Source organism: Cupriavidus sp. F041 (genome assembly GCF_057814235.1).
The window spans coordinates 2,715,940-2,741,659 of record NZ_JBVASY010000002.1 but is presented as its reverse complement, the minus strand read 5'-3'; the positions used below and the strand labels follow the sequence as shown (position 1 = coordinate 2,741,659).

At 65.7% G+C, this 25,720-nt stretch carries 23 protein-coding genes and 1 tRNA gene; 14 read left to right on the top strand and 10 right to left on the bottom strand.

The window, feature by feature from the left end; translation table 11 throughout:
* Positions 1-8 precede the first annotated feature (8 nt).
* From murI to ACZY0R_RS29995, 3 genes are all read right to left on the bottom strand, one after another.
* Positions 9-821, bottom strand: a complete 813-nt coding sequence (gene murI / locus ACZY0R_RS30005; protein ID WP_488863510.1) for a glutamate racemase — start codon at positions 819-821, stop codon at positions 9-11.
* Positions 822-941: 120 nt separating this feature from the next.
* A complete protein-coding gene (locus ACZY0R_RS30000) occupies positions 942-2,465 on the bottom strand; it encodes a fumarate hydratase (RefSeq protein ID WP_045235553.1) in 1,524 nt (507 codons plus the stop codon).
* 150 nt (positions 2,466-2,615) lie between these two features.
* Positions 2,616-3,542 carry a DMT family transporter gene (locus ACZY0R_RS29995; protein ID WP_488863508.1) on the bottom strand — a complete coding sequence of 309 codons (927 nt, stop codon included), beginning with the start codon at positions 3,540-3,542 and terminating at the stop codon, positions 2,616-2,618.
* A 394-nt stretch (positions 3,543-3,936) separates the two neighbouring features.
* On the opposite strand from ACZY0R_RS29995, the gene acs reads away from it, so the two are divergent.
* From acs to ACZY0R_RS29975, 4 genes are all read left to right on the top strand, one after another.
* A complete protein-coding gene (acs, locus tag ACZY0R_RS29990; protein ID WP_488863506.1) occupies positions 3,937-5,919 on the top strand; it encodes an acetate--CoA ligase in 1,983 nt (660 codons plus the stop codon).
* Positions 5,920-6,006: 87 nt separating this feature from the next.
* Positions 6,007-8,058 (top strand): VC_2705 family sodium/solute symporter, encoded by a 2,052-nt coding sequence (locus ACZY0R_RS29985; RefSeq protein ID WP_488863504.1) that lies wholly within the window; start codon positions 6,007-6,009, stop codon positions 8,056-8,058.
* Positions 8,059-8,120: 62 nt separating this feature from the next.
* Positions 8,121-8,211 (top strand) — tRNA-Ser (locus ACZY0R_RS29980).
* Between the two features lie 1,238 nt (positions 8,212-9,449).
* Complete coding sequence (locus ACZY0R_RS29975) at positions 9,450-9,830, top strand: DUF5594 family protein (RefSeq protein WP_488863502.1); 381 nt, start codon at positions 9,450-9,452, stop codon at positions 9,828-9,830.
* 36 nt (positions 9,831-9,866) lie between these two features.
* Here the strand turns inward: ACZY0R_RS29975 and ACZY0R_RS29970 are convergent, their stop codons facing one another.
* Positions 9,867-10,679: an IclR family transcriptional regulator gene (locus ACZY0R_RS29970; RefSeq protein ID WP_488863500.1), complete on the bottom strand. Its 813-nt coding sequence runs from the start codon at positions 10,677-10,679 to the stop codon at positions 9,867-9,869.
* The gene (locus tag ACZY0R_RS29965) at positions 10,679-11,461 is read right to left on the bottom strand and encodes an IclR family transcriptional regulator (RefSeq protein ID WP_488863498.1); all 783 of its coding nucleotides are present in this window, start codon (positions 11,459-11,461) and stop codon (positions 10,679-10,681) included. The genes ACZY0R_RS29970 and ACZY0R_RS29965 overlap by 1 nt, the downstream gene beginning before the upstream one ends.
* A 196-nt stretch (positions 11,462-11,657) precedes the next feature.
* Here ACZY0R_RS29965 and ACZY0R_RS29960 point away from each other — a divergent pair, with 196 nt between their 5' ends.
* The 6 genes from ACZY0R_RS29960 (at position 11,658) to ACZY0R_RS29935 (ending at position 16,287) form a co-directional block, all read left to right on the top strand.
* Complete coding sequence (locus ACZY0R_RS29960) at positions 11,658-12,824, top strand: acyl-CoA dehydrogenase family protein (protein WP_488863496.1); 1,167 nt, start codon at positions 11,658-11,660, stop codon at positions 12,822-12,824.
* A gap of 73 nt (positions 12,825-12,897) precedes the next feature.
* A complete protein-coding gene (locus ACZY0R_RS29955; protein ID WP_488863494.1) occupies positions 12,898-13,875 on the top strand; it encodes a Bug family tripartite tricarboxylate transporter substrate binding protein in 978 nt (325 codons plus the stop codon).
* Positions 13,876-14,036: 161 nt separating this feature from the next.
* The gene (locus ACZY0R_RS29950; RefSeq protein WP_488863492.1) at positions 14,037-15,278 is read left to right on the top strand and encodes a CaiB/BaiF CoA transferase family protein; all 1,242 of its coding nucleotides are present in this window, start codon (positions 14,037-14,039) and stop codon (positions 15,276-15,278) included.
* Between the two features lie 101 nt (positions 15,279-15,379).
* Entirely contained in the window at positions 15,380-15,583 is a 204-nt protein-coding gene (locus tag ACZY0R_RS29945; protein ID WP_045235543.1) for a hypothetical protein, read from the top strand.
* A 93-nt stretch (positions 15,584-15,676) separates the two neighbouring features.
* Positions 15,677-15,889 carry a hypothetical protein gene (locus ACZY0R_RS29940; RefSeq protein WP_045235623.1) on the top strand — a complete coding sequence of 71 codons (213 nt, stop codon included), beginning with the start codon at positions 15,677-15,679 and terminating at the stop codon, positions 15,887-15,889.
* A gap of 113 nt (positions 15,890-16,002) precedes the next feature.
* On the top strand, positions 16,003-16,287 hold the full coding sequence (locus ACZY0R_RS29935) for a hypothetical protein (RefSeq protein ID WP_045235542.1): 285 nt from the start codon (positions 16,003-16,005) through the stop codon (positions 16,285-16,287).
* Positions 16,288-16,397: 110 nt separating this feature from the next.
* On the opposite strand, the gene ACZY0R_RS29930 is transcribed toward ACZY0R_RS29935, so the two are convergent.
* Positions 16,398-17,669 carry a serine hydrolase domain-containing protein gene (locus ACZY0R_RS29930; protein ID WP_488863489.1) on the bottom strand — a complete coding sequence of 424 codons (1,272 nt, stop codon included), beginning with the start codon at positions 17,667-17,669 and terminating at the stop codon, positions 16,398-16,400.
* Positions 17,670-17,850: 181 nt separating this feature from the next.
* On the opposite strand from ACZY0R_RS29930, the gene ACZY0R_RS29925 reads away from it, so the two are divergent.
* Positions 17,851-18,078, top strand: coding sequence for a hypothetical protein (locus tag ACZY0R_RS29925; protein ID WP_045235540.1), 228 nt, complete (start codon positions 17,851-17,853; stop codon positions 18,076-18,078).
* A 138-nt stretch (positions 18,079-18,216) separates the two neighbouring features.
* Positions 18,217-18,501, top strand: coding sequence for a hypothetical protein (locus ACZY0R_RS29920; RefSeq protein WP_045235539.1), 285 nt, complete (start codon positions 18,217-18,219; stop codon positions 18,499-18,501).
* Between the two features lie 538 nt (positions 18,502-19,039).
* Here the strand turns inward: ACZY0R_RS29920 and ACZY0R_RS29915 are convergent.
* The 3 genes from ACZY0R_RS29915 to glpK all read right to left on the bottom strand — a co-directional run bounded on the left by ACZY0R_RS29915 (position 19,040) and on the right by glpK (position 22,905).
* Positions 19,040-19,426: a hypothetical protein gene (locus ACZY0R_RS29915; RefSeq protein WP_477121596.1), complete on the bottom strand. Its 387-nt coding sequence runs from the start codon at positions 19,424-19,426 to the stop codon at positions 19,040-19,042.
* A 242-nt stretch (positions 19,427-19,668) separates the two neighbouring features.
* A complete protein-coding gene (locus ACZY0R_RS29910) occupies positions 19,669-21,273 on the bottom strand; it encodes a glycerol-3-phosphate dehydrogenase/oxidase (RefSeq protein WP_488863486.1) in 1,605 nt (534 codons plus the stop codon).
* Between the two features lie 69 nt (positions 21,274-21,342).
* Positions 21,343-22,905, bottom strand: coding sequence for a glycerol kinase GlpK (gene glpK / locus ACZY0R_RS29905; RefSeq protein WP_488863484.1), 1,563 nt, complete (start codon positions 22,903-22,905; stop codon positions 21,343-21,345).
* A 57-nt stretch (positions 22,906-22,962) separates the two neighbouring features.
* Here glpK and ACZY0R_RS29900 point away from each other — a divergent pair, with 57 nt between their 5' ends.
* Positions 22,963-23,838, top strand: coding sequence for an NUDIX hydrolase (locus ACZY0R_RS29900; RefSeq protein ID WP_488863482.1), 876 nt, complete (start codon positions 22,963-22,965; stop codon positions 23,836-23,838).
* Positions 23,839-23,867: 29 nt separating this feature from the next.
* Positions 23,868-24,734 (top strand): formyltetrahydrofolate deformylase, encoded by an 867-nt coding sequence (gene purU / locus ACZY0R_RS29895; RefSeq protein ID WP_488863480.1) that lies wholly within the window; start codon positions 23,868-23,870, stop codon positions 24,732-24,734.
* Between the two features lie 79 nt (positions 24,735-24,813).
* Here purU and ACZY0R_RS29890 read toward each other — a convergent pair whose 3' ends face one another.
* On the bottom strand, positions 24,814-25,581 hold the full coding sequence (locus ACZY0R_RS29890) for a DeoR/GlpR family DNA-binding transcription regulator (protein ID WP_045235533.1): 768 nt from the start codon (positions 25,579-25,581) through the stop codon (positions 24,814-24,816).
* Between the last annotated feature and the right edge of the window lie 139 nt (positions 25,582-25,720).

Below are 25,720 nucleotides of genomic sequence, written 5' to 3'. Positions count from 1 at the left end.
CACGGGCCTCAGTCGACTGCGGGCGCGGGCTCGATCACCAGCGTTTCCGCCTGCGTGTCCACATGCAGCAGCGCCGTTGCCATGGCGCGCAGGTGGGCGGCGTCCTTGGTGGAGGTATAGCGGTCGACGGGCACGGCACTGGCATCCGCGGTCATGCCGTGCTCGGCCAGCTTGCGGCGCAGTTGCCGTGCGATGGCGTCGCCGGTATCGACCAGCGTCAGGCGGTCTCCCACCAGCTCGCGCACGGTGTCGGACAGGAAGGGGTAGTGGGTGCAGCCGAGCACCAGCGTGTCGGCGCCGGCCTCGAGCATGGGCGACAGGTAGGCGGTCAGTTTCTCGCGCACGGCCGGCCCGTCCACGTTGCCTTGCTCGATCAGCGGCACCAGCCCGACACCGGCCTCGCAGAGGAATCGGCTCTCGCCTTCCAGTGAGGCGAGCAGGCGGCCGAACTTCGCGCTTTTCAAGGTGTTGCCCGTGGCCAGCACGCCAACGACTTTACTGCGGCTCGCGGCGGCAGCCGGTTTCAGGCCGGGTTCGACGCCGATGATGGGCAGCGTCAGCCGTTCGCGCAGCGTGTGGATCGCGTGCATGGTGGCGGTGTTGCAGGCGATCACCAGCGCTTTGCAGCCCTGCGCAACCAGCCATTCGCAAACCTGCAGCGTGCGCGCTTCGACAAAACGCTCGGGCTTTTCGCCATAGGGCGCGTACTTCGAGTCGGCCACGTAGATCAGCGATTCATGCGGCAGCAGGGCGCGGATCTCGCGCAATACCGACAGGCCGCCGAGGCCGGAATCGAAAATGCCGATGGGTGCGTTGTTCACGGGAAGGGAAGAAGGCAAATCAGGCAATCAAGAAGTTAGGTAGCAAAAAGCCGGGTCGGATGACCCGGCTTTCGCTGACAGCATGACTGTCACGGCGAGGCTTGAATGACAACGCCGTATTTACAGCGCCGCCACCGGGATCTTGCCGATCTTGGCCTGCCATTCGGCGGGACCGGTCTTGTGCACCGAAGTACCTTCGCTGTCCACGGCCACCGTCACGGGCATGTCCTTGACGTCGAACTCGTAGATGGCTTCCATGCCGAGGTCTTCGAAGCCGACCACCTTGGCCTCCTTGATGGCCTTTGCCACCAGGTAGGCAGCGCCACCGACCGCCATCAGGTAGGCCGACTTGTGCTTCTTGATGGCCTCGATCGCCACCGGGCCGCGCTCGGCCTTGCCGATCATCGAGATCAGGCCGGTTTCGGCCAGCATCATCTCAGTGAACTTGTCCATGCGGGTAGCGGTGGTGGGACCTGCCGGGCCGACCGCTTCGTCGCGCACCGGGTCGACCGGACCCACGTAATAGATCACGCGGTTCTTGAAATCCACCGGCAGCTTCTCGCCCTTGGCCAGCATGTCGGCGATGCGCTTGTGGGCAGCGTCGCGGCCGGTCAGCATCTTGCCGTTGAGCAGCAGGGTCTGGCCCGGCTTCCACGAGGCGACTTCTTCCGGCGTCAGCGTGTTCAGGTCGACGCGCTTGGAGGTTTCGGTGTTCGGTGCCCACTCGACCTTCGGCCAGGCCGACAGGTCAGGCGCTTCGAGCTTGGCCGGGCCGCTGCCGTCCAGCGTGAAGTGCACGTGGCGGGTAGCCGCGCAGTTCGGGATCATCGCCACCGGCTTGGAAGCCGCGTGGGTCGGGTAGCCCATGATCTTGACGTCCAGCACGGTGGCCAGGCCGCCCAGGCCTTGTGCGCCGATGCCCAGCGCATTGACCTTCTCGTACAGCTCGACGCGCAGCTCCTCGATCCAGTCCTGCGGGCCGCGGGCGATCACGTCCTGGATGTCGATCGGGTCCATCAGCGATTCCTTGGCCATGACCATGGCCTTCTCGGCGGTGCCACCGATGCCGATGCCCAGCATGCCCGGCGGGCACCAGCCGGCGCCCATGGTCGGCACGGTCTTGAGCACCCAGTCGACGATGGAGTCGGACGGGTTGAGCATGACGAACTTCGACTTGTTCTCCGAGCCGCCGCCCTTGGCCGCCACCTGGATGTCCACCGTGTTGCCCGGCACCACTTCATAGTGGATCACGGCGGGGGTGTTGTCCTTGGTGTTCTTGCGGCCGCCTTCGGGCGGATTGACGATGGAGGCGCGCAGCACGTTGTCCGGGTTGGTGTAGCCGCGGCGCACGCCTTCATTGATCATGTCCGACAGCCCCATGGTGGCGCCGTCCCAGCGCACATCCATGCCCACCTTGACGAAGATCGTCACGATGCCGGTGTCCTGGCAGATCGGGCGCTTGCCTTCGGCGCACATGCGGCTGTTGGTCAGGATCTGCGCGATCGCATCCTTGGCCGCGGGACTCTGCTCCAGCTCATAGGCGCGGCCCAGGCTGGTGATGTAGTCCATCGGGTGGTAGTAGCTGATGTATTGCAGGGAGTCGGCGACGCTCTGGATGAGGTCTTCTTGTCTGATGACAGTCATTTTATGGGGAGGACAGTCGAGGGGAAATTCAACCCGGAATCATACACCGAGGAGGGAGCCCGCGCCGGGGCTGCATGCGCGTGTCGACATTGTCTCGGGTGATGCCGGGCGCACGCCGTGCGGCGGAGGCGGCACCCTGCGAGGCTGGTCTCAGTGCCGCGCCTCGTCCCGGTCCGCGCGCCAGGCCCGGCGGGCCAGCGGCCCAGGCCAGCTTGCCAGCGCGATGCCGGCCAGCACGCAGCCAAGCGCCACGCCGTGCGGCCAGCCCGGCTTTTCCCCAAGGAAGACGATGCCGTAGGTGGCGGCCGCGATCGGCAGCACCGCGGTGAACACGCCGGCCAGTTGCGCAGGCACGTGGCGCACGCCTTTCATCCACAGCCAGAACGAGAAGATGCTGGCCGACAGCGCATACCACAGCAACATCAGCCAGATGGTCGTCGGGACCGATGCCATATCGAAACTCAGCAGCGGCACCAGCCCCAGCGGCAGCATCAGCAGCCCGCCGATCAGGTGCGTATAGGCGCAGATCTCGATGGCGGCCAGGGTTTGCGCGAGGCGCCGCGAGAGGATCACGTAAATCGACTCACAGATCACCGCGCCCATGATCATCAGGTTGCCGACCAGGGCGTTCTCGCCGCCGCTGCCGCCACCGTGATCCGTGCCCCGCGCCACGTTCAATACCGCGATGCCCGCCACCGCAAGCAGCACAGAGAGCACCGTACGCCGCGACAGCCGCTCGCGCAGGATCAGCCAGGAGAGCAGGGCCACCGTGGCCGGGATGGTGCTGGTGATCACGCCGGCGGCCATGGCGCTGGTCAGGCGCACGCCGCCCAGCATCAGCAGCGTGAAGAGGAACGTCCCGAAGAAGGCTTGCAGGAAGAGGTTGAGCCACTCGCCGCGCGACACTGCGCGCATGCGCGACGGACGGTACCAGGGCGCCAGGCAGACAATGGCGATGGCGAAGCGCAGCAGCGCGAACAGCAGGATCGGCACATAAGCCACGATGGCCTTGCCCAAACCGACATTGCTGCCGACAAGGGCCATGGCGGCAATCAGGAAGAGGGCGTGGATGGGCACGAGGTTTGGGGTGGAACTGCGCTTCTACGGTGATTTGGGGTGCGCCGCCCGATGGATCGCGATGGCGCGCATGGGAGGGGGCGATCCGGTGGCCGTGCACATGGCGATGCGAGGCGCATCCCTGCAAGCGGTATCCGCAATGCCGCAGCGACATGTTCGGAATAGGGCTCGCGGCATTATAGCTGTGCTAGCCTAATGGACAGGGCTGCACATCCTTGCCCGCAGGTCTTGTCGCGTACCGCGCCGGAATGCCCGGCGGCGATCCATGTTGCGCTGCAGCAGGCGGCACATCGGTGCGGACAGGCGCGCGGGCCGCTTTTGCAGCGTCAGGTTTAAGTAAGCCGTCGAGCGTAACTTGCAGCCAGGCTGCCACGCTATATCAGGAGACAAACAAATGTCCGCCATCGAGTCGGTGATGCAGGAGCATCGCATTTTCAATCCCCCCGAATCCTTCGCCAAGCAAGCCGCGATCCCCAGCATGGAGGCTTACCAGGCGCTATGCGATGAAGCCGACCGCGACTACGAGGGGTTCTGGGCGCGCCACGCCCGCGAGCAACTGCACTGGACCAAGCCCTTCACCAAGGTGCTCGACGAGAGCAATGCGCCGTTCTACAAGTGGTTCGAGGACGGCGAGCTCAATGCCTCCTATAACTGCCTGGACCGCAACCTGCATAACGGCAATGCGGAGAAGGCGGCCATCGTCTTCGAGGCCGACGACGGCACCGTCAGCAAGGTGACGTACCGCGAGCTGCATGCCAAGGTCTGCCAGTTCGCCAACGGGCTGAAAGCGCTCGGCGTCAAGAAAGGCGACCGCGTCGTCATCTACATACCCATGTCCATCGAGGGCGTGGTGGCGATGCAGGCCTGCGCCCGCCTTGGGGCGACCCATTCCGTGGTGTTCGGCGGCTTCTCGGCCAAGTCGCTGCAGGAGCGGCTGGTCGACGTGGGCGCGGTGGCACTGATTACCGCCGACGAACAGATGCGCGGCGGCAAGGCGCTGCCGCTCAAGGCCATCGCCGACGAAGCACTGGCGCTGGGCGGCTGCGAAGCCGTGAAGAATGTGATCGTGTACCGCCGCACAGGTGGCAAGGTCAACTGGAACGAAGGCCGCGACCGCTGGATGGACGAAGTCGCAGCCGGCCAGCCGGAGACCTGCGAAGCGGAACCCGTCAGCGCCGAGCATCCGCTGTTCGTGCTCTATACGTCTGGCTCCACCGGTAAGCCCAAGGGCGTGCAGCACAGCACCGGCGGCTACCTGCTGTGGGCGCTGATGACGATGAAGTGGAGCTTCGACATCAAGCCCGACGACATGTTCTGGTGTACCGCCGATATCGGCTGGGTCACCGGGCACACCTATATTGCCTACGGTCCGTTGGCCGCCGGCGCTACCCAGGTGGTGTTCGAGGGCGTGCCCACCTATCCCAACGCCGGCCGCTTCTGGGAGATGATCGCGCGCCACAAGGTCAGCATCTTCTACACCGCGCCGACCGCGATCCGCTCGCTGATCAAGGCCGCCGAGGCCGACGAGAAGATCCATCCCAGGCAATACGATCTGTCCAGCCTGCGCCTGCTGGGCACGGTGGGCGAACCCATCAACCCCGAAGCCTGGATGTGGTACCACCGCAATATCGGCGGCGAGCGCTGCCCGATCGTCGATACCTTCTGGCAGACCGAGACCGGCGGCCACATGATCACGCCGCTGCCGGGCGCCACGCCGCTGGTGCCAGGTTCCTGCACCTTGCCGCTGCCCGGCATCATCGCGGCTATCGTCGATGAAACCGGGCAGGACGTGCCCAACGGCAGTGGCGGCATCCTGGTGGTCAAGCGCCCGTGGCCTTCGATGATCCGTACCATCTGGGGCGACCCGGAACGCTTCAAGAAGAGCTACTTCCCGGAAGAACTCGGGGGCAAGCTTTATCTCGCCGGCGACGGTTCGATCCGCGACAAGGACACCGGCTACTTCACCATCATGGGCCGCATCGACGACGTGCTCAATGTCTCGGGTCACCGCATGGGCACGATGGAGATCGAGTCCGCGCTGGTGTCCAACCCGATCGTGGCCGAAGCCGCGGTGGTTGGCCGTCCGGACGACATGACCGGCGAGGCCATCTGCGCCTTCGTGGTGCTCAAGCGTTCCCGTCCGAACGAGGAAGAGGCCAAGCAGATCGCCGCCGAGTTGCGCAACTGGGTGGGCAAGGAGATCGGCCCGATTGCCAAGCCCAAGGACATCCGCTTCGGCGATAACCTGCCCAAGACGCGCTCCGGCAAGATCATGCGGCGCCTGTTGCGCTCGCTCGCCAAGAACGAAGAAATCACCCAGGACACGTCCACCCTGGAAAACCCCGCCATCCTGGACCAGCTCAAGCAGGCACAATAACGGGCTTCCCGGCCAACCTGCCGGCGCGCCATGCGCGTGCCGGCAGGTTTCCTCCTCATCCACCCCGCCTGTTTAACCACTGCTCTCATGCCCGACGAACAGTCGCGCTTTCGCCGACGGCTGCTGCTGTACTACGGCTTGTTCACGATCGGCCTGTTTGTCTTTATCGGCATGATGGGCCTGCTGGAGCGCTCCAGCGGCGATGCGCTCTGGCTCGGTTACGTCTTCCTGTTCGTCACCATCGCCATCTATGCGTGCATCGGGCTGATCTGCCGCACCTCGGACCTCAATGAATACTATGTAGCCGGACGGCGCGTCCCCGCGCTGTTCAATGGCATGGCGATCGCCGCCGACTGGATGAGCGCGGCGTCCTTCATCGGCCTGGCCGGCATCCTGTTCGCGTCGGGCTACGAAGGCCTGGCCTATGTGATGGGCTGGACCGGCGGCTATTGCCTGGTTGCCTTCCTGCTTGCGCCCTATCTGCGCAAGTATGGCGGCTACACCATCCCCGACTTCCTGGCCGCGCGCTATGGCAACGGCAAGCCCGGCGGCAACATGCCGGTGCGCGCGATCGCCGTGATGGCGGCGTCGCTGTGTTCCTTCGTCTACCTGGTGGCGCAGATCCAGGGGGTAGGGCTGATCGTCACCCGCTTTATCGGCGTGGAGTTTGCCGTCGGTGTGTTCTTCGGCCTGGCCGGCATCCTGGTCTGCTCATTCCTCGGCGGCATGCGCGCGGTGACGTGGACCCAGGTCGCGCAATACATCATGCTGATCGTGGCCTTCCTGGTGACGGTCTCGATGATTGCCTGGAAGCATCATCACGAAGTGCTGCCGCAATTGAGCTACGGCACGCTGCTGCAGCAGATCGACACGCGCGAGCGCAGCATAGAGCGCGACCCGGCCGAGCAGGCCGTGCGCGAACACTATCGCCAGCAGGCCATCCAGATGCAGGAGCGCATCGCCAGGTTGCCGCAATCGTTCGACGACGAGCGCAACGCGTTGTCCGCGCGCCTGCAGGAACTGCGCTTGCGCAACGCGCCGCTGCGGGAGATCAAGACGGTCGAGCGCGAACGGATCGAATTTCCGCGCGATGTCGCCGCGGCCCATCAGCAATGGAACCAGCAGCGCGAGGAAGCCCTGGCGCGCAGCAAACCCTCCATCCCGTCGACCGAACCGTACCCGTCGCCCTCGGAAGAGGAGCGCAAGACCAAGCGGCTGAATTTCGTGTTGCTGGTGTTCTGCCTGATGCTCGGCACGGCCAGCCTGCCGCATATCCTTACCCGGCTCTACACCACGCCTTCAGTGAAGGAGTCTCGCAACTCGGTGGCCTGGGCGGTGTTTTTCATCGCGCTGCTCTACGTCTCCGCGCCGGCGCTCGCGGCGCTGGTCAAGTACGAATTCTTACAGCACCTGGTTGGCACGCCGTACGCGGAGTTGCCGCAGTGGGTGGTGCAGTGGCGCAAGGTCGACCCGCCCGTGTTCGGCATTCGCGATGTCAACGGCGACGGCATCGTGCAGTGGGCGGAGATCCTGATCCAGCCCGACATGATCGTGCTGGCCGCGCCGGAGATCGCCGGCTTGCCCTACGTGGTCTCGGGGCTGGTTGCCGCCGGCGCGCTGGCGGCGGCGCTGTCCACCGCGGACGGCCTGCTGCTCACCATTGCCAATGCGCTCTCGCACGATGTTTTCTATCACATGGTCGACCGCACCGCGAGCCACCAGCGCCGCGTCACCACTGCCAAGATCGTGCTGCTCGGGGTGGCGCTCTTTGCCTCCTACGTCACGTCGCTGCGGCCCGGCAATATCCTTTTCCTGGTCGGCGCGGCATTCTCGCTGGCGGCCTCCAGTTTCTTCCCGGTGCTGGTGCTGGCCATCTTCTGGCGCCGCACCACCGCCGCGGGCGCGGTTGCCGGGATGGTGGCGGGGCTGGGCGTGTCGATCTACTATATTTTCGTCAACTATCCGTTCTTTACCCGGATGACGGGCATCTTCGGCAACCGCTGGTTCGGCGTGGACCCGATCGCCTCCGGCGCATTCGGCGTGCCAGCCGGGTTTGCCGTGGCCATCCTGGTCAGCCTCCTGACACCACGCAACGCCCCGGTGATCGACCGGCTGGTGACGTACCTGCGACGTGGTTAGCCGGGCGGGTCACGAAACACTAGATTTTCCGGTTAACCCTCTGATATACTCGCGGACTTGCTGGAGAGATGGATGAGTGGTTTAAGTCGCACGCCTGGAAAGCGTGTATAGGTTAATAGCCTATCCGGGGTTCGAATCCCCGTCTCTCCGCCACCGATACTGTAGGGCTTTGCGGGTTAGCGGTTCTTAACCCGTGGGTCATGGATCAAGGGCTGGGTCATTGGAAACGATGGCCCAGCCCTTTTTCTTGTGCGCCCAGCATGGGCGCACTCCTGCGGGTGTAAGTCCCGCCATAAGCTGGTCACGGCGAATGAAGTGAAGCGCAACCGCATGAGGGCGACCGAGTGTGGGGAGGAAGCGTGGAGCGTAAATCGCGAGCCGATGGACAAGAACTGCATAGAAGGCGCTGCCGAGCAGGGCGAGCGGGCAAGAAACCGCGAAGCTCTTGTGACCAAGGCGAAGTGGCGTAAATGCAGCGGCTGTGCAGTGAAGGAGTGCGTTCTTACCTGGGGAGGCCTCGCCTCATGCCTGAAAGGGCAACGACGTCGAGTCGGAGCGAGGAGTCAGCAGAGGCCAAAGTAGTTGGGCGGCGTGGCTGGGAAAGCTAAAGCTGCCGGCGAAGGGCCGAAGGAATGGGAGGGGGAGCCCTCTGGTTATCGGAAGTGAAGCGCCTCAGATGTTCGCGAGAGCGAAGCTCGTCGGTAGGGTGGATAGGGTGAAGCCCGACAGGCCCCGGCAGCGAGGAATCAGTTCCGCCGAACCGGACAAAGGCAAGCCTGGGCGTCGGGTCGGGAGCAACACAAGCCTGACGACCTCAACCATTCCAACCGCCTGGTGCGGACCCGCATGCCAGGTGGTGTGGGAGGGGACCGGTCAGATTACCTGACCGCCCCTATCCCGATTTGCTGTCTGCAGCGTTGCAACGCGTTCGCGTTTGCGCCGGTAGTTCCACTTCGTTGTGTTGCGCCGGCCTGCGAAAGCAGGGCCTGGGTCTGCAGTCCGTTCACGAGGTTCGCTTCGGGCAATAAAAAAGCACCTCGTGGAGGTGCTTGTTGTTTCCCGCAACGGGGGGGGGGATCCGAACCGGGTCGGCAAACTCACTGGGATCCGGTTCGGACTTGCATGCCTATCTGGCACGCTTGATCTCACTGCCATATTGGCCAGAGGATCATTCTGCCGCTTACCTTCGCATTGCTACAGCGTGTCTCAGCCGGCAGATTTTTAGTATAGGTCAGCAGATGGCGGCGTCAACCTGCTTTTGCGCGACAACATCCTGGGCGCCTGTGCCTCCTGGCGCACGCGGCGATCGTCTGGAAATCGACTCGCAATCCCGGCGCCGCCGGGGCAAACTCCCCGTGCTACGATCCTCAAAAACCGGGAAGAGACATTCAGTGAGCCATGACATCGCACCGCGTTTCAACGCGGAGTTTGCCCCGCGAATCGCCGAGAGGATCGCGAACCTGTTCAAGCAGCGTATCCGCGTGGAGGTCATACCAGACGAGAAGCCCGACTGCCCCGCGCGGGTCCATCTCTCTGGCGAACCGTTCGATGAACCGCGGCGGTTCGCGCACCAGTTGAACGTCTACCTGTCGTGGGACAGTCTCGAGGTCGAGGCGTTGTTCGCTGCCGGCGGCGCGGAAAAGTTCGAGCACTATCTCGCGGCCCTGGCGGGCAAGATGCGCGCGTGGCAGATGCCGCGGCAGATCGACTTCGGGACGCGTTCGCAAGCGGATCCCACGGTGCTGCTCGGCGGGCTCGATTTCGAGCATTGAGTCCGGTGTCCTGCATCCTGCATCGAGCCCGCGCACTCACCGCATCCCCAGCAAGCCCTCCACGCTACGCACCAGGGCCAGCAGCCCCGGTGCGACTTCGCGCTCGCGCATGGCAAATGACCCTGCCTGTGCCGACACGCCGCAGTTGAAGACCAGCCATTGGGAATCCACCGGCCTGAATAACGGCGCCGCAAAGGCATACACATCGCTGCGCCATTCACCGCGATTCACGCAGTAGCCCTTGGCTTCAAAATCCTGGCGCAAGCTCGCTAGCTGTGGATGGAATCGAAAGAAGGCTTCCGGATCCTGCAGGCGCAGGCGGTTGAGCACGCTGTCGCGTTCCGCCGCGTGTGCCTTGCACAGCCAGGCTTTGCCGATGGCCGTGGTGAGCATTGGCAGTGCTGCACCGATGTCCGGCGTGACGACGAGACTGTCGGTGGAGCGGGCGGTTTCGACATAGATCATCTGCGTGCGGTCACGCATGCCGAGCGAGACCGCGCCGCCGACGCGATCTGCGAGTTCCTTCATCAGTGGCCGCGCGATCTGGCGGATATGCATGCTGGCCAGCAGCGGATAGCCGAGCGAGAGCACCGGCGCGCCGAGCCGGTACTTGGCCTGGGTGGCGTCGCGGCGCAGGTAGCCGAGCACGGTCAGCGTGTGCGTGAGCCTGGCCACGGCCGATCGCGACTGGCCGGTGCGTTGCGCGAAGTCCTTGTTGCCGAGCAGGGACTCGCCGGCACGGTAGGACAGCAGGATATCGATGCCGTGCGCTAGCGTGGTGGCGAACTGGCGGTCGGCGGTATCGTCCTGGTCCGCTGCGGGTGCAACCTGGGAAGGTGTCGCTGCCATCACGATATCCCCAGTTCCTTTTCCACGCGCCGGACCAGCCGCAGCAGGCGCGGCCCCATCTCGCGTTCGAGCTTGCGCGGTGTCATCCTGGCGCCCGGCACGCCGCAATTGAAGACCAGCGTCTCGCCATCGATCTCGGCGCGCATCGGTACGGCCACGGCATGCACGTCGCGCTGCCATTCCCCGCGCGAGAGGCAGAATCCGACCGTGGCGAGATCATGTGCCGCGGCGTCCAGCGCGGGCGCGTGAGCCTGCCATTGCCCGGGGTCGGCCGCGCGTAGCGCCGCCAGCACCGGCTCCCGTTCCACAGGGGACGCCTGGCACAGCCATGCCCGCCCCATGGCGGTGGCGAGCATGGGCAGCGATGCGCCGATATCGGGCCGGAAGGCGATGGCGTCGTGGCCGCGGCTGGTTTCCACATAGACCATCTGCAGCCGGTCGCGCAGGCCCAGCGAGACCGAGCCGCCGACCTGGTCGGCGAGTGCCTTCATCAGCGGCCGCGCGAGCTGCCTGACCTTGAGGCTGGCCAGCAGCGGGTAGCCCAGCGAGAGCGCGGTGGAGCCCAGCCGGTAGCGGCGCAGCTCCGTGTCGTAGAGCAGCAGCCCGCGTGCCGCCAGCGTGTAGGTCAGGCGGCTGACGGTGGCCTTGGACAGCCCGGTGCGTTCCACCAGTTGCTTGTTGCTCATGACCGGCTCGCCCACCCGGAAGCACTGCAGCAGCGCCAGGCCGTGGGCCAGCGTGGTGGCGAAGGCGGGGTCGGGGTGATGGGGACGGGGCGGCATGATTTCGGGGCGGAAGCGGCGGGGGCACGGGCAGGCCGCATGGGCGGGGCATGCATCCATCATAGCCATTGAGGCGCCCGGCGCGCATGGCCTGCGTTCAAGATAGCAAAACATCGATCCGCTTTCCAGGCACGGATTGCTACGCTGGTTTGCATGCGGCCGATCCCGGCGGCAATGACCGGATGGAGCAAGACAGATGATCAGGGAACCGGATGCCTTCCAAGCCTTCCTGGCCGAATTGCGGCGTTTCGTGCGCGAGCGGCTGGTGCCACGAGAGGCCGAAGTCGCCAGGCTGGACGATGTGCCCGAGCCGCTGGTGCGTGAAATGGCCGGGATGGGCTTGTTCGGATTTTCGATTCCCGAGGAGTACGGCGGCGCCGGCATGACGACCGAGGAACTGGTGCTGGCGGCGCTGGAGCTGTCCCAATGCTCGGTGGCCTTTCGTGCGCGGGTGGGCACCAATACCGGCATTGGCTCCGAGGCGCTGGTGGCGGACGGCACGGCGGCGCAGAAGCGCCGCTACCTGCCTTTGCTGGCCAGCGGGGAGCTGACAGGCTCCTTCGCGCTGACCGAGCCGGAGGCCGGCTCGGACGCCACGGCGCTGACGACTTCCGCGCGGCGCGAAGGCGATCATTACGTGATCAACGGCACCAAGTGTTTCATCACCAACGCGCCCATCGCCGGCTTGTTCACGGTCATGGCGCGCACCGATCCCGCGCGCGCCGGCGCGGCCGGCATCTCGGCATTCATCGTCGAACGCGGCACGCCGGGACTGAGTACCGGGCAGCCCTACCGCAAGATGGGGCAGGAGGGCTCGCCGGTGTCCGAAGTACATTTCAGCGACTGCCGCGTGCCGGCCGCCAACCTCATCGGCGGCGAGGAAGGGCAGGGCTTTCGCACGGCGATGAAGGTGCTCAACAAGCAGCGCATCCACCTGGCCGCGCTGTGCACCGGGCCGGCCATCCGCATGCTCGACGAGGCAATCCGGTTCGTTACCGGGCGCCAGCAGTTCGGCCAGCCGCTGGCGGAATTCCAGCTGGTGCAGGCGATGATTGCCGACTGCCAGACCGAGATCCACGCAGCACGCGCGCTGATCATGGAAACGGCGCGTCAGCGCGATCGCGGCGAGGACGTCACCATGCAGGCTTCGATCTGCAAGTACTTCGCTTCCGAGATGTGCGGGCGCGTGGCCGACCGCTGCGTGCAGATGTTTGGCGGCTACGGTTATATCGCCGATTTCGGCATCGAACGCTTCTATCGCGACGTGCGCCTGTTCCGGCTGTACGAAGGCACCAGCCAGATCCACCAACTCAATATCGCCAAGCGCACGCTCGCGCAGGCTGCTGCCGCGAGCGCATCGTAGTCGTCCGGGTTCGTCAAGACAGAGCAGCCGCCGGCGGCCGTGCCAGGCGGCGTCATACCGTCAAGGAGACACCATGTTGAAAACCATGCTTGCGGCAGGCGCTGTCCTGCTGGCCACGCTTGGACTCGTGCAACCCGCGCTGGCCGAGGCGGCTTATCCCGCCAAGGTGATCCGGCTGGTCGTGCCGTTCCCGCCGGGCGGCTCCACCGATACGCTCGCGCGCTTGCTGGCCGAACAGTTGAAGGAGGAACTCGGGCAGTCCGTGGTCGTGGAGAACAAGGCCGGCGCGGGCGGCAATATCGGCGGCGATGCGGTGGCCAAGGCCGCGCCGGACGGCTACACGCTGCTGCTCGCTGCGGCGGGGGCCACCGTCATCAACCCCAGCCTTTACGCTCGCATGTCCTATGACCCGGTGCGCGATCTGGCGCCAGTCACGATGGTCGCGCGCGAACACAACCTGATGGTGGTCAACCCTTCGATTCCGGCGCGCAATCTCAAGGAGTTCATCGCCTACGCCAAGACCAGGCCCGGAACGCTCAGTTTTGGCTCGCCCGGCAACGGCTCTCCGGCGCAGCTGGCGGGCGAGTTGCTGAACCAGTCCGCGGGCATCAAGCTGCAGCACGTGCCGTACAAGGGCAGCGGCCCCGCGGTGGCCGACCTGATCGCCGGGCACATTACGATGATGATCGACAACATGCCCGCGCTGTTGCCGTATGTCCAGTCGGGCCGCCTGCGTGCCCTGGCGGTGGCGAGCGACAAACGCGCCAGTGCGCTGCCCGATGTGCCGACGGTGGAGGAGGCCGGCCTGAAGGGCTACGTGGTGACGGCATGGAAGGGGCTGATGGCTCCGGCCGGCACGCCGCGCCCGATTATTGCCAGGCTGCATGACGCGACCGCAAAGATCCTGGCCAGGCCGCAGATGCGCAAGCGCCTGGTGGACCTGGGCGCGGAGCCGGTCGGCAATACGCCCGAGCAGTTCGCCGCGCAGATCCGTAGCGATACGGCATGGTGGGCTGCGCTGGTGAAGTCGACCGGCACCACGCTCGACTAAGCAGATATGCAGCAGGTATGCGTAGCCAACTTCAGGGTCCGGCCATGGCGGCCATGACGAATACGCCCAGCGTTACGCCGCGCAATGCGATTGGTCCGGGCAGCGCTTGTGCGAGCTCCTGCTATTGCCGACCACACAAGACTCTTTCCCCCGACTCCATCATGAACCACACAGATCACGACGCGGCTGCCGCGCATCAAGGCGGGCCGCTGGCCGGCGTGCGCATCCTCGACATGGCCACGGTTGTGGCGGCCCCGTTTGCCAGCACGCTGTGCGCCGACATGGGCGCGGAAGTCGTCAAGCTCGAGTTGCCTGACGGCACCGATCCGCTGCGTGGGCTGGCGCCGGTCAAGGACAATCTGCCGCTTTACTGGAAGGTCACCAATCGCGGCAAGCGCGGCATCACGCTCGACGTGCGCAAACCGGAGGGCCGCGCACTGTTTCTCAAGATGCTGCCGCAGTTCGACGTGCTGGTGGAGAACTTCCGTACCGGCACGCTGGACCGCTGGGGCCTGGATGCCGGGACGCTGCACGCCGCCAACCCGCGCTTGACGATCTTGCGCCTGACCGGCTTCGGGCAGATCGGGCCGTATGCCGGTCGCGCCGGTTTTGCGCGCGTGTTCGAAGCGATGAGCGGCTTCACCAACCTGGTTGGCGATCCCTCCGGCCCGCCGTTGCATATGAACTATCCGATGGGCGATATGGTGGCCGGACTGTTCGGTGCGTTTTCGATTGCGGCCGCCGTGGCCGACAGCCGGCGCGCGCAGGATCGTGGCAACGGCGTGCACGGCCGCGAGATCGACCTGTCGGCGACTGAGGCATTGTTCCGTTTGCTGGAGCCGCTGGCCGTGGAGTACGAGCAACTGGGGCAGGTGCGCCAGCGCGCCGGCAATCGTGCCACCTACACCGCGCCGTCCAATATGTACGCCACGGCGGACGGCCACTGGGTTTCGCTGGTAGCCTCCTCGGACCCGATCTTCCGCCGCCTTTGCCATGCCATCGGCGAGGCCGGCATGGCGGACGACCCGCGCTATGCCAGCAACCCGGAGCGCGTGCGCCATCTGGATGTGCTCGATGCCGTCATCAAGACATGGTTCGCCACGCATGACTACGAGGCTGTGGCGCAGGCGCTCGGCGCGCGCGAGATCCCATTCAGCAAGATATTCACCATCGCCGATATCATGCAGGATCCGCATTTCCAGGCACGCGGCGCGATCGTCCGCTTGCCCGATCCCGATCTCGGCTCGATTCCCGCGCCTTGCATGGTGCCGCGGTTTTCCGGCCACCAGCCGCCAGCGCCCCGCAGCGGCCCGGCGGTGGGCGAGCACAACGACGCGTTCTACGGCGAACTGGGCCTGACGGCGGCCGATCTGGAGACGCTGCGCGGACAGCAAGTGGTCTGAGCGCGCCGTGAGCGTCGATTGTCCCGGCCGAGGAGGCGTTGCAGCCGCCTCATGCGCAACTCGTGCTAAAGTGCCCTGATGCGATCCTCCGGAGGAGCATCATGGCTAAGGATTCCACGCCGCACCTGCAGGCTATTGTCCAGACAGCGCCCCAGGCGGGGCGCTATGTATGGGTAATCACCCTGGTCGATTTCTCTGCGCAGCTGCTCAAGCGCACCATTGTTTCGGACGATACCTTCACCACATCGGACGCTGCGCGCGTAGCCGGCGACGCGCAGCTCAAGGCGATGGCGGCGGATAAATAGCCGCCGCGCCGTATGGGCGATGCGGTTCCTCGCACTGGCGGTGCGAGGCCGGCACGCGGGGACGAAGTGCACGCGCAAGGCGCGGGAGCGATCATGAGCATGTGCGAGGCCTGTGCGCAGATCCAGCCTGGCTCGATCGGCGGCACGGGGCATCCCCGGCTGCTATTGACGGACACGCAGCGCATCAAGCCGCGCGGCCAGCCCGCGATCACCTTTGCCACCTACACCTGTGCCGATTGCGGTTGCCGCTGGCGGCACGAGAGCGACAAGAACGGCAAGGGGCCTGGCTGGTCGATACAGACCTGAAGGCAACCTGAAGGCATTGTCGCCATCGCCCGGGAACAGGGCGAGGCGAACCCGCTGCGGTGCGGCGCCGGCAGGCCGCATGCGCCATTCAACCATCACTAGGGGAGCGCAAGTTGGACACTGGACCATTCACCCGCTACAAGGGTTTCGATCTCTATCCGCTGATCTATCGCCACCAGGCTGAGCGCACCTGGCCAGAGCGCCGGCCGGATCGCAGTTTCAATGCTTCCGTGGTGATCTGCCGCGAAGGACATGAGCCGGGTACCGAGCGTTCGCGCGTGTTCCGGCTTGCCGCGGCGCCCTGGGACAATATCGGCACCGCGCGCCGCGGCGCGGTGAAGTTCGGCGAGGACATCATCAACGGCCTGGTGCCGGGCGAGTCCGTCAGCGCGCTGTAGGGGTGGAGGCCGGCTGGCGCCGGCGCTCCAATGCGGCGGCAGGCGGCCGCGCCGCCATGCCATCGCTACCGGTGCGCGCGCGCCGGTCCTGTCATGCGCGCATCACGGCGTCATGGCGTCATGGCGCTATACACCTTGTTCCGGAACCAGGCGCGGTAATACTCACGCTGCCCGGGCGCCTGCATCATCCAGATCGCCACGGTCTTCTCTTTCGGGTCGACCCAGAAGTAGGTGCCCCCGACTCCGCCCCAGTAGTAGTCGCCAACCGACCCCGGCGTGGCTGCCTCGCCAGTGCCCGTGCGCGTGCCGAAACCCAGGCCGAAGCCATAGCCCGGACCCGGGAGGTAGGCCGGGCCGCGCGCCAGCGAAGGCCCGGCAATCGTGCCGAGGTGGTCGGCGGTCATATAGGCGACCGTCTTCGGCGAGAGCAGGCGCACGCCGTCGATTTCGCCGCCGTTGAGCAGCATCTGGGCAAAGCGGAAGTAATCCGCCGCGGTCGACACCAGCCCGCCGCCGCCCGATTCGAGTTTCGGCGCGTGGCGCACGTCGATCAGCCCGACTGGTATCTTGCTGTCGGGGTCGATGGCAAAGGGCTCGGCAATGCGGGCCTGCTGGGCCTGCGGAACCCAGAAGCCGGTGTCCTTCATCTGCAAGGGCGTGAAGATGCGCTGCTGCAGATGCGCCGCCAGGGTCTGGCCCGACACGCGTTCCAGCAAGGCGCCCAGCACATCGGTGGAGCGGCTGTACTCCCAGGTAGTGCCCGGCTGAAACTGCAGCGGCGCCTTGGCGAGACGGCTAATGAATTCCGTATTGCTTTGCTCGGTGGCATCCACGTCCAGGCGCTTGTATTCCTCCTTGACCAGCGACTTGCCGAACACGCCATAGGTCAGCCCCGACGTATGGCGCATCAGGTCCTGCACGGTCATCTCGCGCTGGGCTGGCACCAGTTCCAGCACGGGCTTGCCGGCGGCGTCGGTCTTCTCCACGCCGACCTGCAGGCCCTTGAGCTCGGGCAGGTACCTGGAGACCGGATCGGCAAGCAGCAGGCGTCCATCCTCGACCATCATCATCACGGCCACCGAGACGATCGGCTTGCTCATCGAATAGATGCGGAAGATCGAGTCGGACCGCATCGGCACTTTGCCGGCCGCATCCTGCCAGCCGATGGACTGCGTGTCGACGATTTTGCCGTTGCGGGCGAGCATGTACACGGCGCCGGGAATACGGCCCTGCGCGACATCGGCACGCACGCGTGCGCTCATGGCGTCCAGTTGCGAGGCGGAAAAGCGGGTCGTGAGCGGGGCGGCGCTCTGCGTCGACTCCGGGGCCGCGCAGGCGGCCAGCAACGCGACCGCAAGCACTGGCAATGTGCTACGTATCATTTGTCTCATCCTTTGTCTTATCGTTGTTTTGGCAATGTCTTATCGATGTTGCATCGATAGCGGCTCGATTCCGGCAAAAGCCACGCGATCATCGCATGCATGATCGTGCGCGTGTATCGAGGCTCACCCGGATCAGGCCTCGCGCCATGCTACGATCCCGACAAATTATTCGGAGGTGAAGATGTCCAAGCACGTGTTCACTCGCGGCCAGTATCTGGCAATCCTCAATGAAAGCCTGAAGAACGATCCGAGGTGGCAGCCCGGCATGGCGTTTGTCTTTCATCCGCCCGGCGCTGACGAAGCCAGTGCGACCGGCGTCGGCTGTACCGGCCCGGACGACGCGCTTCCCGTCTATGCGGAGATCGAGCGTGTGGCGGCGGAATTGATCGAGGTGAGGGAGGCGGAATAGGCGCAGTCCGAGGTAGTCTCGGGAGATGGGGTGCAGGCGCCGGGCGTGCGCGCGCTGTGCAGCGCGCGCAATACAAAGCGGGACCTGCCGCCGACCTGCGTACAATACCGCCCCAGACAGACTCTAGCGGAACATGCCGTGAAAAAGACCGACCTCGAAAAGAACAAAGCACTGAAGCTGGCCAACAGCCTGAAGCTGTCCGCCGCCCTCCGCGCCGGGCGCGATACCGGCCCGGCCAAGGTCGATCGCCGCGAACAGCGCCGGCTCGACCAGGAACAAGGCCTGGTGCCGTTTGCCTGCAAGCTCGACGCTGAACTGGTCAAGCGTCTGCAGGCGCTCGCTCCGGCGCATGCTGGTGGCATGAGCGGCCTGCTCAAGGAAGCGCTGGAACGCGGCCTGCCCGCGCAGGACGCGGCAGGCTGATATCCGCGTGGACGCGGTCTGGGATGAAACGCTGAAACATGTGCGTCTTCATTCACAGGGTGGCGCGAAACGCTGAATGGCAAAAACAAAACGCCCGCTGGAATATCAGCGGGCGTTTTGCTATCCGGGGTCCGAGTTACGCGCCGGATCGGCAAGCTCGCAACTTAATGCACGAACAGCCAGATCAGCAGCAGCACGAAGGCCGGGACACCGAGCAACCAGGCGAGGATGTAGGGCATGATTTCCTTCCTTTCTTCCGTGTTTCCCATGGTTCCACTATAAGCAGGGCGGATTTGGCGCGGTGTCCGGTGACTTCCCCTTGCGTTGTAGGACGCGGCTGACGAATGTAGAAACTCTGCGCATGCCGGGGGCAACGGGTTTGCCGCGCAAGGGATGGCTCAGCCGGGAGCGGCGGGAAGGCCGGGGGGGATCGAGGGAATTCGGCTGCCCGGCGGGGACGCCAGGCGGAAGGCGGGGCGTGGGGATAACGACCTGCCGGCCGTTATCCCTCGGTGTGGGCAAAGGGATAAAGGGACGCTCAGTCCTCTTCGCCTTCTTCCGAATCGAGGAAATCGCGCCGTAACATCCAGTTTTCGATGGCTTCGTCGCAGATTTTCTTGAGTTTTTGCTTTTCCGGCAATTTGTCGAACAACTCAAAGTTCACCAGCGCGATGCCGGCGTCGGAGATGTAGAACAGGCGGCCCGGCTCGTCGTAATGCACGATGCGCCCGTCGATGCCGGTCTCCTCGCTGTCGACCGGCATGTCTTCCAGTTCGACTACCCGGCACGTGAAGCGCGGCGCGCGGGTATGGGTCAGATATTCAAATTCGTCATGCATGACCTCGCCGCCCTTGGGCGTGAAGATCGCGAAGCCCCAGATAAAGCGGGGCATCGGCAGATCGGACAGATCATCAATCTCGTCCATGGTGTTCTCCCTGATTCGATAACCCGCATTATCGCTCGACCGGGGCGCCAGCACCAAAATGTTCTGGAGATGGCCTATTTGACCGCGCGGCAGTTGGCGTAGACCGGCGGTGCGTTCTCGCCCTTGGTCAGGTCCTCCAGCATGCCTTCGTCGCCCTTGGTGATCAGGTGCCGATCAAACAGGCCTGGGTGTGACGACAGCGTTTCCCGTGGGGCGGCAGGTACCCTTGCCGGCGGTCGCCTTCAGGCCAGCATATAGCTGCTTGCGAGACCTCGGAAACTGTCCACCTCGGCCGATTGCCAGGCGGCGTCGTGACCAAGCTCTTCGGCCAGGATCTCGGCTACCCGGGGCGCTGCCGCGCTGGCGGCGCCGGCTTCCAGGAATAGCGCGCGATTGCGGCGCGCCAGCACGTCCTCGACCCGCCGCGCCAGTTCGAAGCGGGCGGCAAAGCGCACATGGGCGGCAGTGAGCCCGGAGCCGGGCACCAGCAATTCGTCATTGCCAGGCAGCGCGCGCAGCATGCCGAGTTCGTTGCCGTAGTAGCGGTCGGGCGAACCGCTGCCGGACTGGGGCAGGTCGGCCGGCAATCCTTGCGAGCCATGCAGCGGCAGTTCCGCGGTCACGCATGGCGCGGCCGGCAGCATCTGGCGCTGGATTGCCGTGCCCACCACGTCCTCGGCCATCTTGCGGTAGGTGGTCCACTTGCCGCCGGTGACGGTGATCAGGCCGGCCTTGGAGACCAGGATGGTGTGCTCGCGCGAGAGCGAGGCGGTGGAGGCTTCGCCGGTGGCCTTGACCAGCGGGCGCAGGCCGGCCCAGACGCTGGTCACGTCGGCGCGGGTGGGCGTGCGCGACAGGTAGCGCGCGGCGGTCTCCAGGATGAAGTCGACATCGTCGGCGCCGGCATGGGGCTCCAGCGGCAGATCCTGGCGCGGGGTATCGGTGGTGCCGACGATGGTGTGGCCGTTCCAGGGCACCACGAACAGCACGCGGCCGTCGTCGGTCTTGGGGATCAGGATGGCGCGGTCGCCGGGCAGGAAGCTGCGCGGCAGCGTCAGGTGCACGCCCTGGCTGGGCGCCACCATGCTGCGCGCGTTGCCGTCTTCCATCTGGCGGATGGCATCGACCCAGACGCCGGTGGCGTTGATCACGCAGGATGCCTTGAGATCGAAGCTGGCGCCGCCCAGCACGTCCTGCACGGTGACGCCGTCAATCACGCCGTTGCGCTGTGACAATCCGCTCACGCGCAGGTAGTTGATGGCCGTGCCGCCCACGTCGAACAGCGTGCGCATCAGCGCGATGGCCAGGCGGGCGTCGTCGAACTGCCCGTCGAAGTACAGGTTGCCGCCGCGCAGGGGCCGGCCCCCTACGTGCTCGGCCAGGGTCGGTGCCGCCGCCAGCGTCTCGCGGTGGTTCAGCCAGCGGCTGCCGGACAGGTTGAGTCCGCCGGCCAGCATGTCATAGAGCTTCAGGCCGATGCCGTAGAAGGGCTGGTCGAACAACTGGTAGGCCGGTACCACGAAGCCGAGCGGCCATACCAGATGGGGCGCGTTGCGGGCCAGCAGGCCGCGCTCGTGCAGCGCCTCGCGCACCAGGCTGATATTGCCCTGCGCCAGGTAGCGCACGCCGCCATGGACCAGCTTGGTGGCCTTGCTGGATGTGCCCTTGGCGAAGTCGGCGGCTTCCACCAGCAGCGTGCGGTAGCCGCGCGAGGCGGCATCCACCGCCGTGCCCAGGCCGGTGGCGCCGCCGCCGATGACGATCACATCCCACTTCGGCTCGCGCTCGAGGGTGGCGAGCAGGGCGGCGCGGTCTGGCGGCAAGATGGGAGTAGACAGTTTCTGCATGATTCCTTGTTTGATGCGAATGCTGATGGCGGGCGCTGATTGCGTTGCGCGGGATGTGGCGGCCCGCGCTCAGTTTGCCGAACGGGGCGGCGCGCCGTCCTCGCGGGCCCAGTCGCGCGCGCGTTCTACCGCCCGATGCCAGCGCCACAGCCGGTAAGCGCGCGCATCCGCGGACAGGTTGGGCTCGAAGCGGTGCTCCACCTGCCACTGGCTGGCGATCTCTTCCTCGCCGCTCCAGTAGCCGGTGGCCAGCCCCGCCAGGTAGGCGGCGCCGAGCGCCGTGGTCTCGGTCACGCGCGGGCGCACCACGGCCGTGCCGAGCAGGTCGGCCTGCATCTGCATCAGCAGATCGCTGCGCGAAGCGCCGCCGTCCACGCGCAGTTCGGCCAGGGAGATGCCGGCGTCCTTCTGCATGGCGTCCAGCACGTCCACGCTTTGCAGCGCGATCGATTCCAGCGCGGCACGGGCGATCTGAGGGCGTCCGCTGCCGCGCGTGAGGCCCACCAGCGTGCCGCGCGCGAACGGGTCCCAGTGCGGCGCGCCCAGTCCGGCGAAGGCCGGCACCAGCACCACGCCGTCGGTGTCGTCGCACTGGCGCGCCAGCGGTTCGACTTCGGGGGCGCTGTTGATGATCTGCAAGCCGTCGCGCAGCCACTGGATGGTGGCGCCGCCCATGAATACGCCGCCCTCCAGGCAATATTGCGTGCGGCTGGCGGCCGGCGCCGTTCCGCCCAGTTGCCAGCCGATGGTGGTCAGCAACCGGTTGTGCGAAGTCACCGGCTGCGATCCCGTGTTCATCAGCAGGAAGCAGCCGGTGCCGTAGGTGTTCTTGGCCATGCCGGGCGCGTGGCAGGCCTGGCCGTAGGTGGCGGCCTGCTGGTCGCCGGCGATGCCGGCGATCGGGATCTCCGCGCCGAACAACCTCAGTGCAGTGCGTGCCACCTCGCCGCTGGAAGGCACTACCTCGGGCAGCAGGCTGCGCGGGATATCGAGCAGGCCGAGCAGGGCGTCGTCCCACTGGAAGGTGTGGATGTTGAACAGCAGCGTGCGCGAGGCGTTGGATACATCGGTGACGTGGCGCTTGCCGTCCGTGAGCTGCCAGATCAGCCAGCTGTCGACCGTGCCGAAGGCCAGCTCACCGCGCTCGGCGCGCTCGCGCGCGCCTTCCGTGTTGTCCAGCATCCAGCGCAGCTTGGTGCCGGAAAAATAGGCGTCGAGGATCAGGCCGGTCTTGTCGCGGAACAGGTCGCCGTGGCCCTCGGCCTGCAGCGTCTCGCACATCGGCGCTGTGCGGCGATCCTGCCAGACCAGCGCGCGGCCGATCGGCTCGCCGGTCTGGCGGTCCCACAGCACGGTGGTCTCGCGCTGGTTGGTAATGCCGATGGCGCGTACCTGGCTGGCCGAGACGCCGGCATCGTTGAGCACCTCGTGCGCCACCGCCAGCTGCGATTGCCAGATCTCGTAGGGATCGTGCTCGACATGGCCGGGGTGCGGGTAATATTGCCGGAATTCGCGCTGCGCGACCCGCGCCACATTGCCGGCGTGATCGAACAGGATGGCGCGCGAGCTGCTGGTGCCCTGGTCGAGCGCCAGTATGAATTGCGGCAGGCCCGGCGGCTGAATTTGCGTCATGCGTTTTGTCCTGGAAATACTTTTACAGGCGTGCCTTGCTGGCCGCCGAGATCATTCATGTCCGATACCTTGCCCGACAGCCAAGTCCGCGATACCGGCGTTTCCGCCATTTCCCGCATCACCGGATTGCTCGCCGCGCGCAGCCCCTTCGATGCTGAAGCCCATCTGCGGCTGACGGTGGAAGGGCGCCAGGTTGGCTGGCTGCCGCGCGCGCATGCCGGCATCCTGCGTGGGCAGGAGGCGGTGCCGGGCGTACTGGGCGATTCGCATGGCGGCAGCGTGGCGCTGCTGCCGTCATGCGGCGACTTTGCCGCGCGCAGCGCCGCGCTGGCGGTGCTGGCGCGCTGGATGGCGGATGCCGGCCATGTGCGTGGCTGGCGCGACGAACTGTTTGCCGTCACGCCCGCGCTGGAAACGCCGGCCTTTGCCACCATCGAACGCGCGGCGGCGCGTTTTCTCGGGCTGCTGACCTTCGCCTCGCACATGAATGGCGTGATTGCCGGCGAACGCGCCTTGTGGATTTCACGCCGCAGTGCGGCCAAGGCGGTCGATCCGGGGATGTGGGACAACCTGGTTGCAGGCGGCATGCCGCACGGCAGCGATCCGCTCGCCACGCTGGTGCGCGAGTGCGACGAGGAATCCGGCATCCCGCCGGCGCTGGCGCGGCGTGCCGAGGCACACGGCGTGATCGAAGTCCTGCGCGAAATCCCCGAAGGCGTGCAGTGGGAAGCCGTATATGTGTACGACCTGCCGCTGCCGCCGGATTTCGTGCCGCATAACCGCGACGGCGAGGTGGCCGAGCACCGCCGTATCGAGCCGGAGGCATTGCTTGCTATCATGGCGGATGGCGCCATGACGGTCGATGCGACCCTGGTGACGCTGGATGCGCTCAACCGCCGCGGCTGGAGCGTGCCCGGCACCCCCCGCCCATGATCGGCGCGCACACGACAGAACAACACACGATGAGCAATACCGGATTCATTCTCACCATCTCCTGCCCGGACCAGCCGGGCATCGTCCATGCCGTCTCGGGCCTGCTGTTCCAGCACGGCTGCAATATCGTCGATTCCGACCAGTTCGGCGATGAGTTCACCGGCCGCTTCTTCATGCGGGTGCACTTCACGCCGGCCGCCGGCGGCCCCGACCTGCCCACGCTGAAGGCCGCCTTCGCGCCGGTCGGCGACCAGTTCGCCATGCAGTGGGACCTGTTCGACGCCAGCGTCAAGCCGCGCGTGATGATCATGGTGTCGAAGATCGGCCATTGCCTGAACGACCTGCTGTTCCGCGCCAAGGCCAGCGGCCTGCCGGTGGAGATCGCCGCCATCGTGTCGAACCACCGCGATTTCTACCAGCTGGCGGCGTCGTACGATATTCCGTTCTTCCACCTGCCGATGATGAACGCCTCGGCCGAGCAGAAGGCCGCGCAGGAAAACAAGGTGTTCGAGATCGTGCAAGAGCAGAACATCGACCTGGTGGTGCTGGCGCGCTACATGCAGGTGCTGTCCGACGACCTGTGCCGCAAGCTGGCCGGCCGCGCCATCAATATCCACCACTCCTTCCTGCCCAGCTTCAAGGGGGCCAAGCCTTACTACCAGGCGCACGACCGCGGCGTGAAGCTGATCGGCGCCACCGCCCACTACGTCACGGCCGCGCTGGACGAAGGCCCGATCATCGAGCAGGAAATCGAGCGCGTGGACCACAGCATGGATCCCGACCAGCTCACGGCGGTGGGCCGCGACGTGGAATGCGTGGCCCTGGCGCGCGCCGTCAAATGGCATGCCGAGCACCGCATCCTGCTCAACGGCCACAAGACCGTCGTCTTCAAGTAAGCCCATCACCAGGTGCCCGGCGCCAGCCGCGCCGGCACCGCCTCGCCAGCCTGGGCTCGGGCGCTGCCGATCGGCGTGCTCACGCCTGCGCGACCACACAGCTCACTCCGCTTTCTTCCAGCATGCTTTCGAACGGCGGCTTCAGCGGCTGATCGGTGAAGAGCCGGTCGATCTCCGAGAGATGCGCCAGTTCCACCATGGCTTGCCGGTTGAACTTGCTGGCATCCGCCGCCAGCCAGACTTCGCGCGAATGCTCGATGATGGTCCGCGCCACCTTCACCTCGCGAAAATCGTAGTCGCGCAGCGTGCCATCGGCCTCGATGCCCGAGATGCCGATCAGGCCGATATCCACCTTGAACTGACTGATGAATTCCACCGTGGCCTCGCCTACGATGCCGCGGTCGCGCGAGCGCAGCACCCCGCCGGCGACGATGACCTCGCAATCGGGGTTGTCGGCCAGGATGCTGGCCACGTTCAGGTTGTTGGTGATCACGCGCAGCCCACGGTGATGCATCAGCTCGCGCGCGATTTCCTCCACCGTGGTGCCGATATTGAGGATCAGCGAGCAACCCTCGGGCACCGCGCTGGCCACGGCGCGCGCAATGCGCGCCTTGCCTTCGGCATTGAGCACCTGGCGCTGGCGATAGGCGATGTTCTCCACCGTCGAGCCTTCGACCCGCACGCCGCCGTGAAAGCGCGCCAGCATGCCGCTTTCGGCCAGCATGTTGACGTCGCGGCGAACTGTCTGCAGGGTCACGCCGAACTTGCGCGCAAGCTCGTCGATGGAAGCGAAGCCCTGGTTGCGAACCTCTTCAAGCAGGGCGGTCTGGCGTGGATTTAGCGTCATGCCGGCATTCTAGTTCAAACACAAACGAAAACAAATGATGCAGTGCATGATTGTTTTATGTTCGTTTTTGAACTAAAACGAGCGGAAGCAAAGATTTGTGCGTCTGCGTCGATGCAGGTCCGGCGGCGCGGAACAGCAT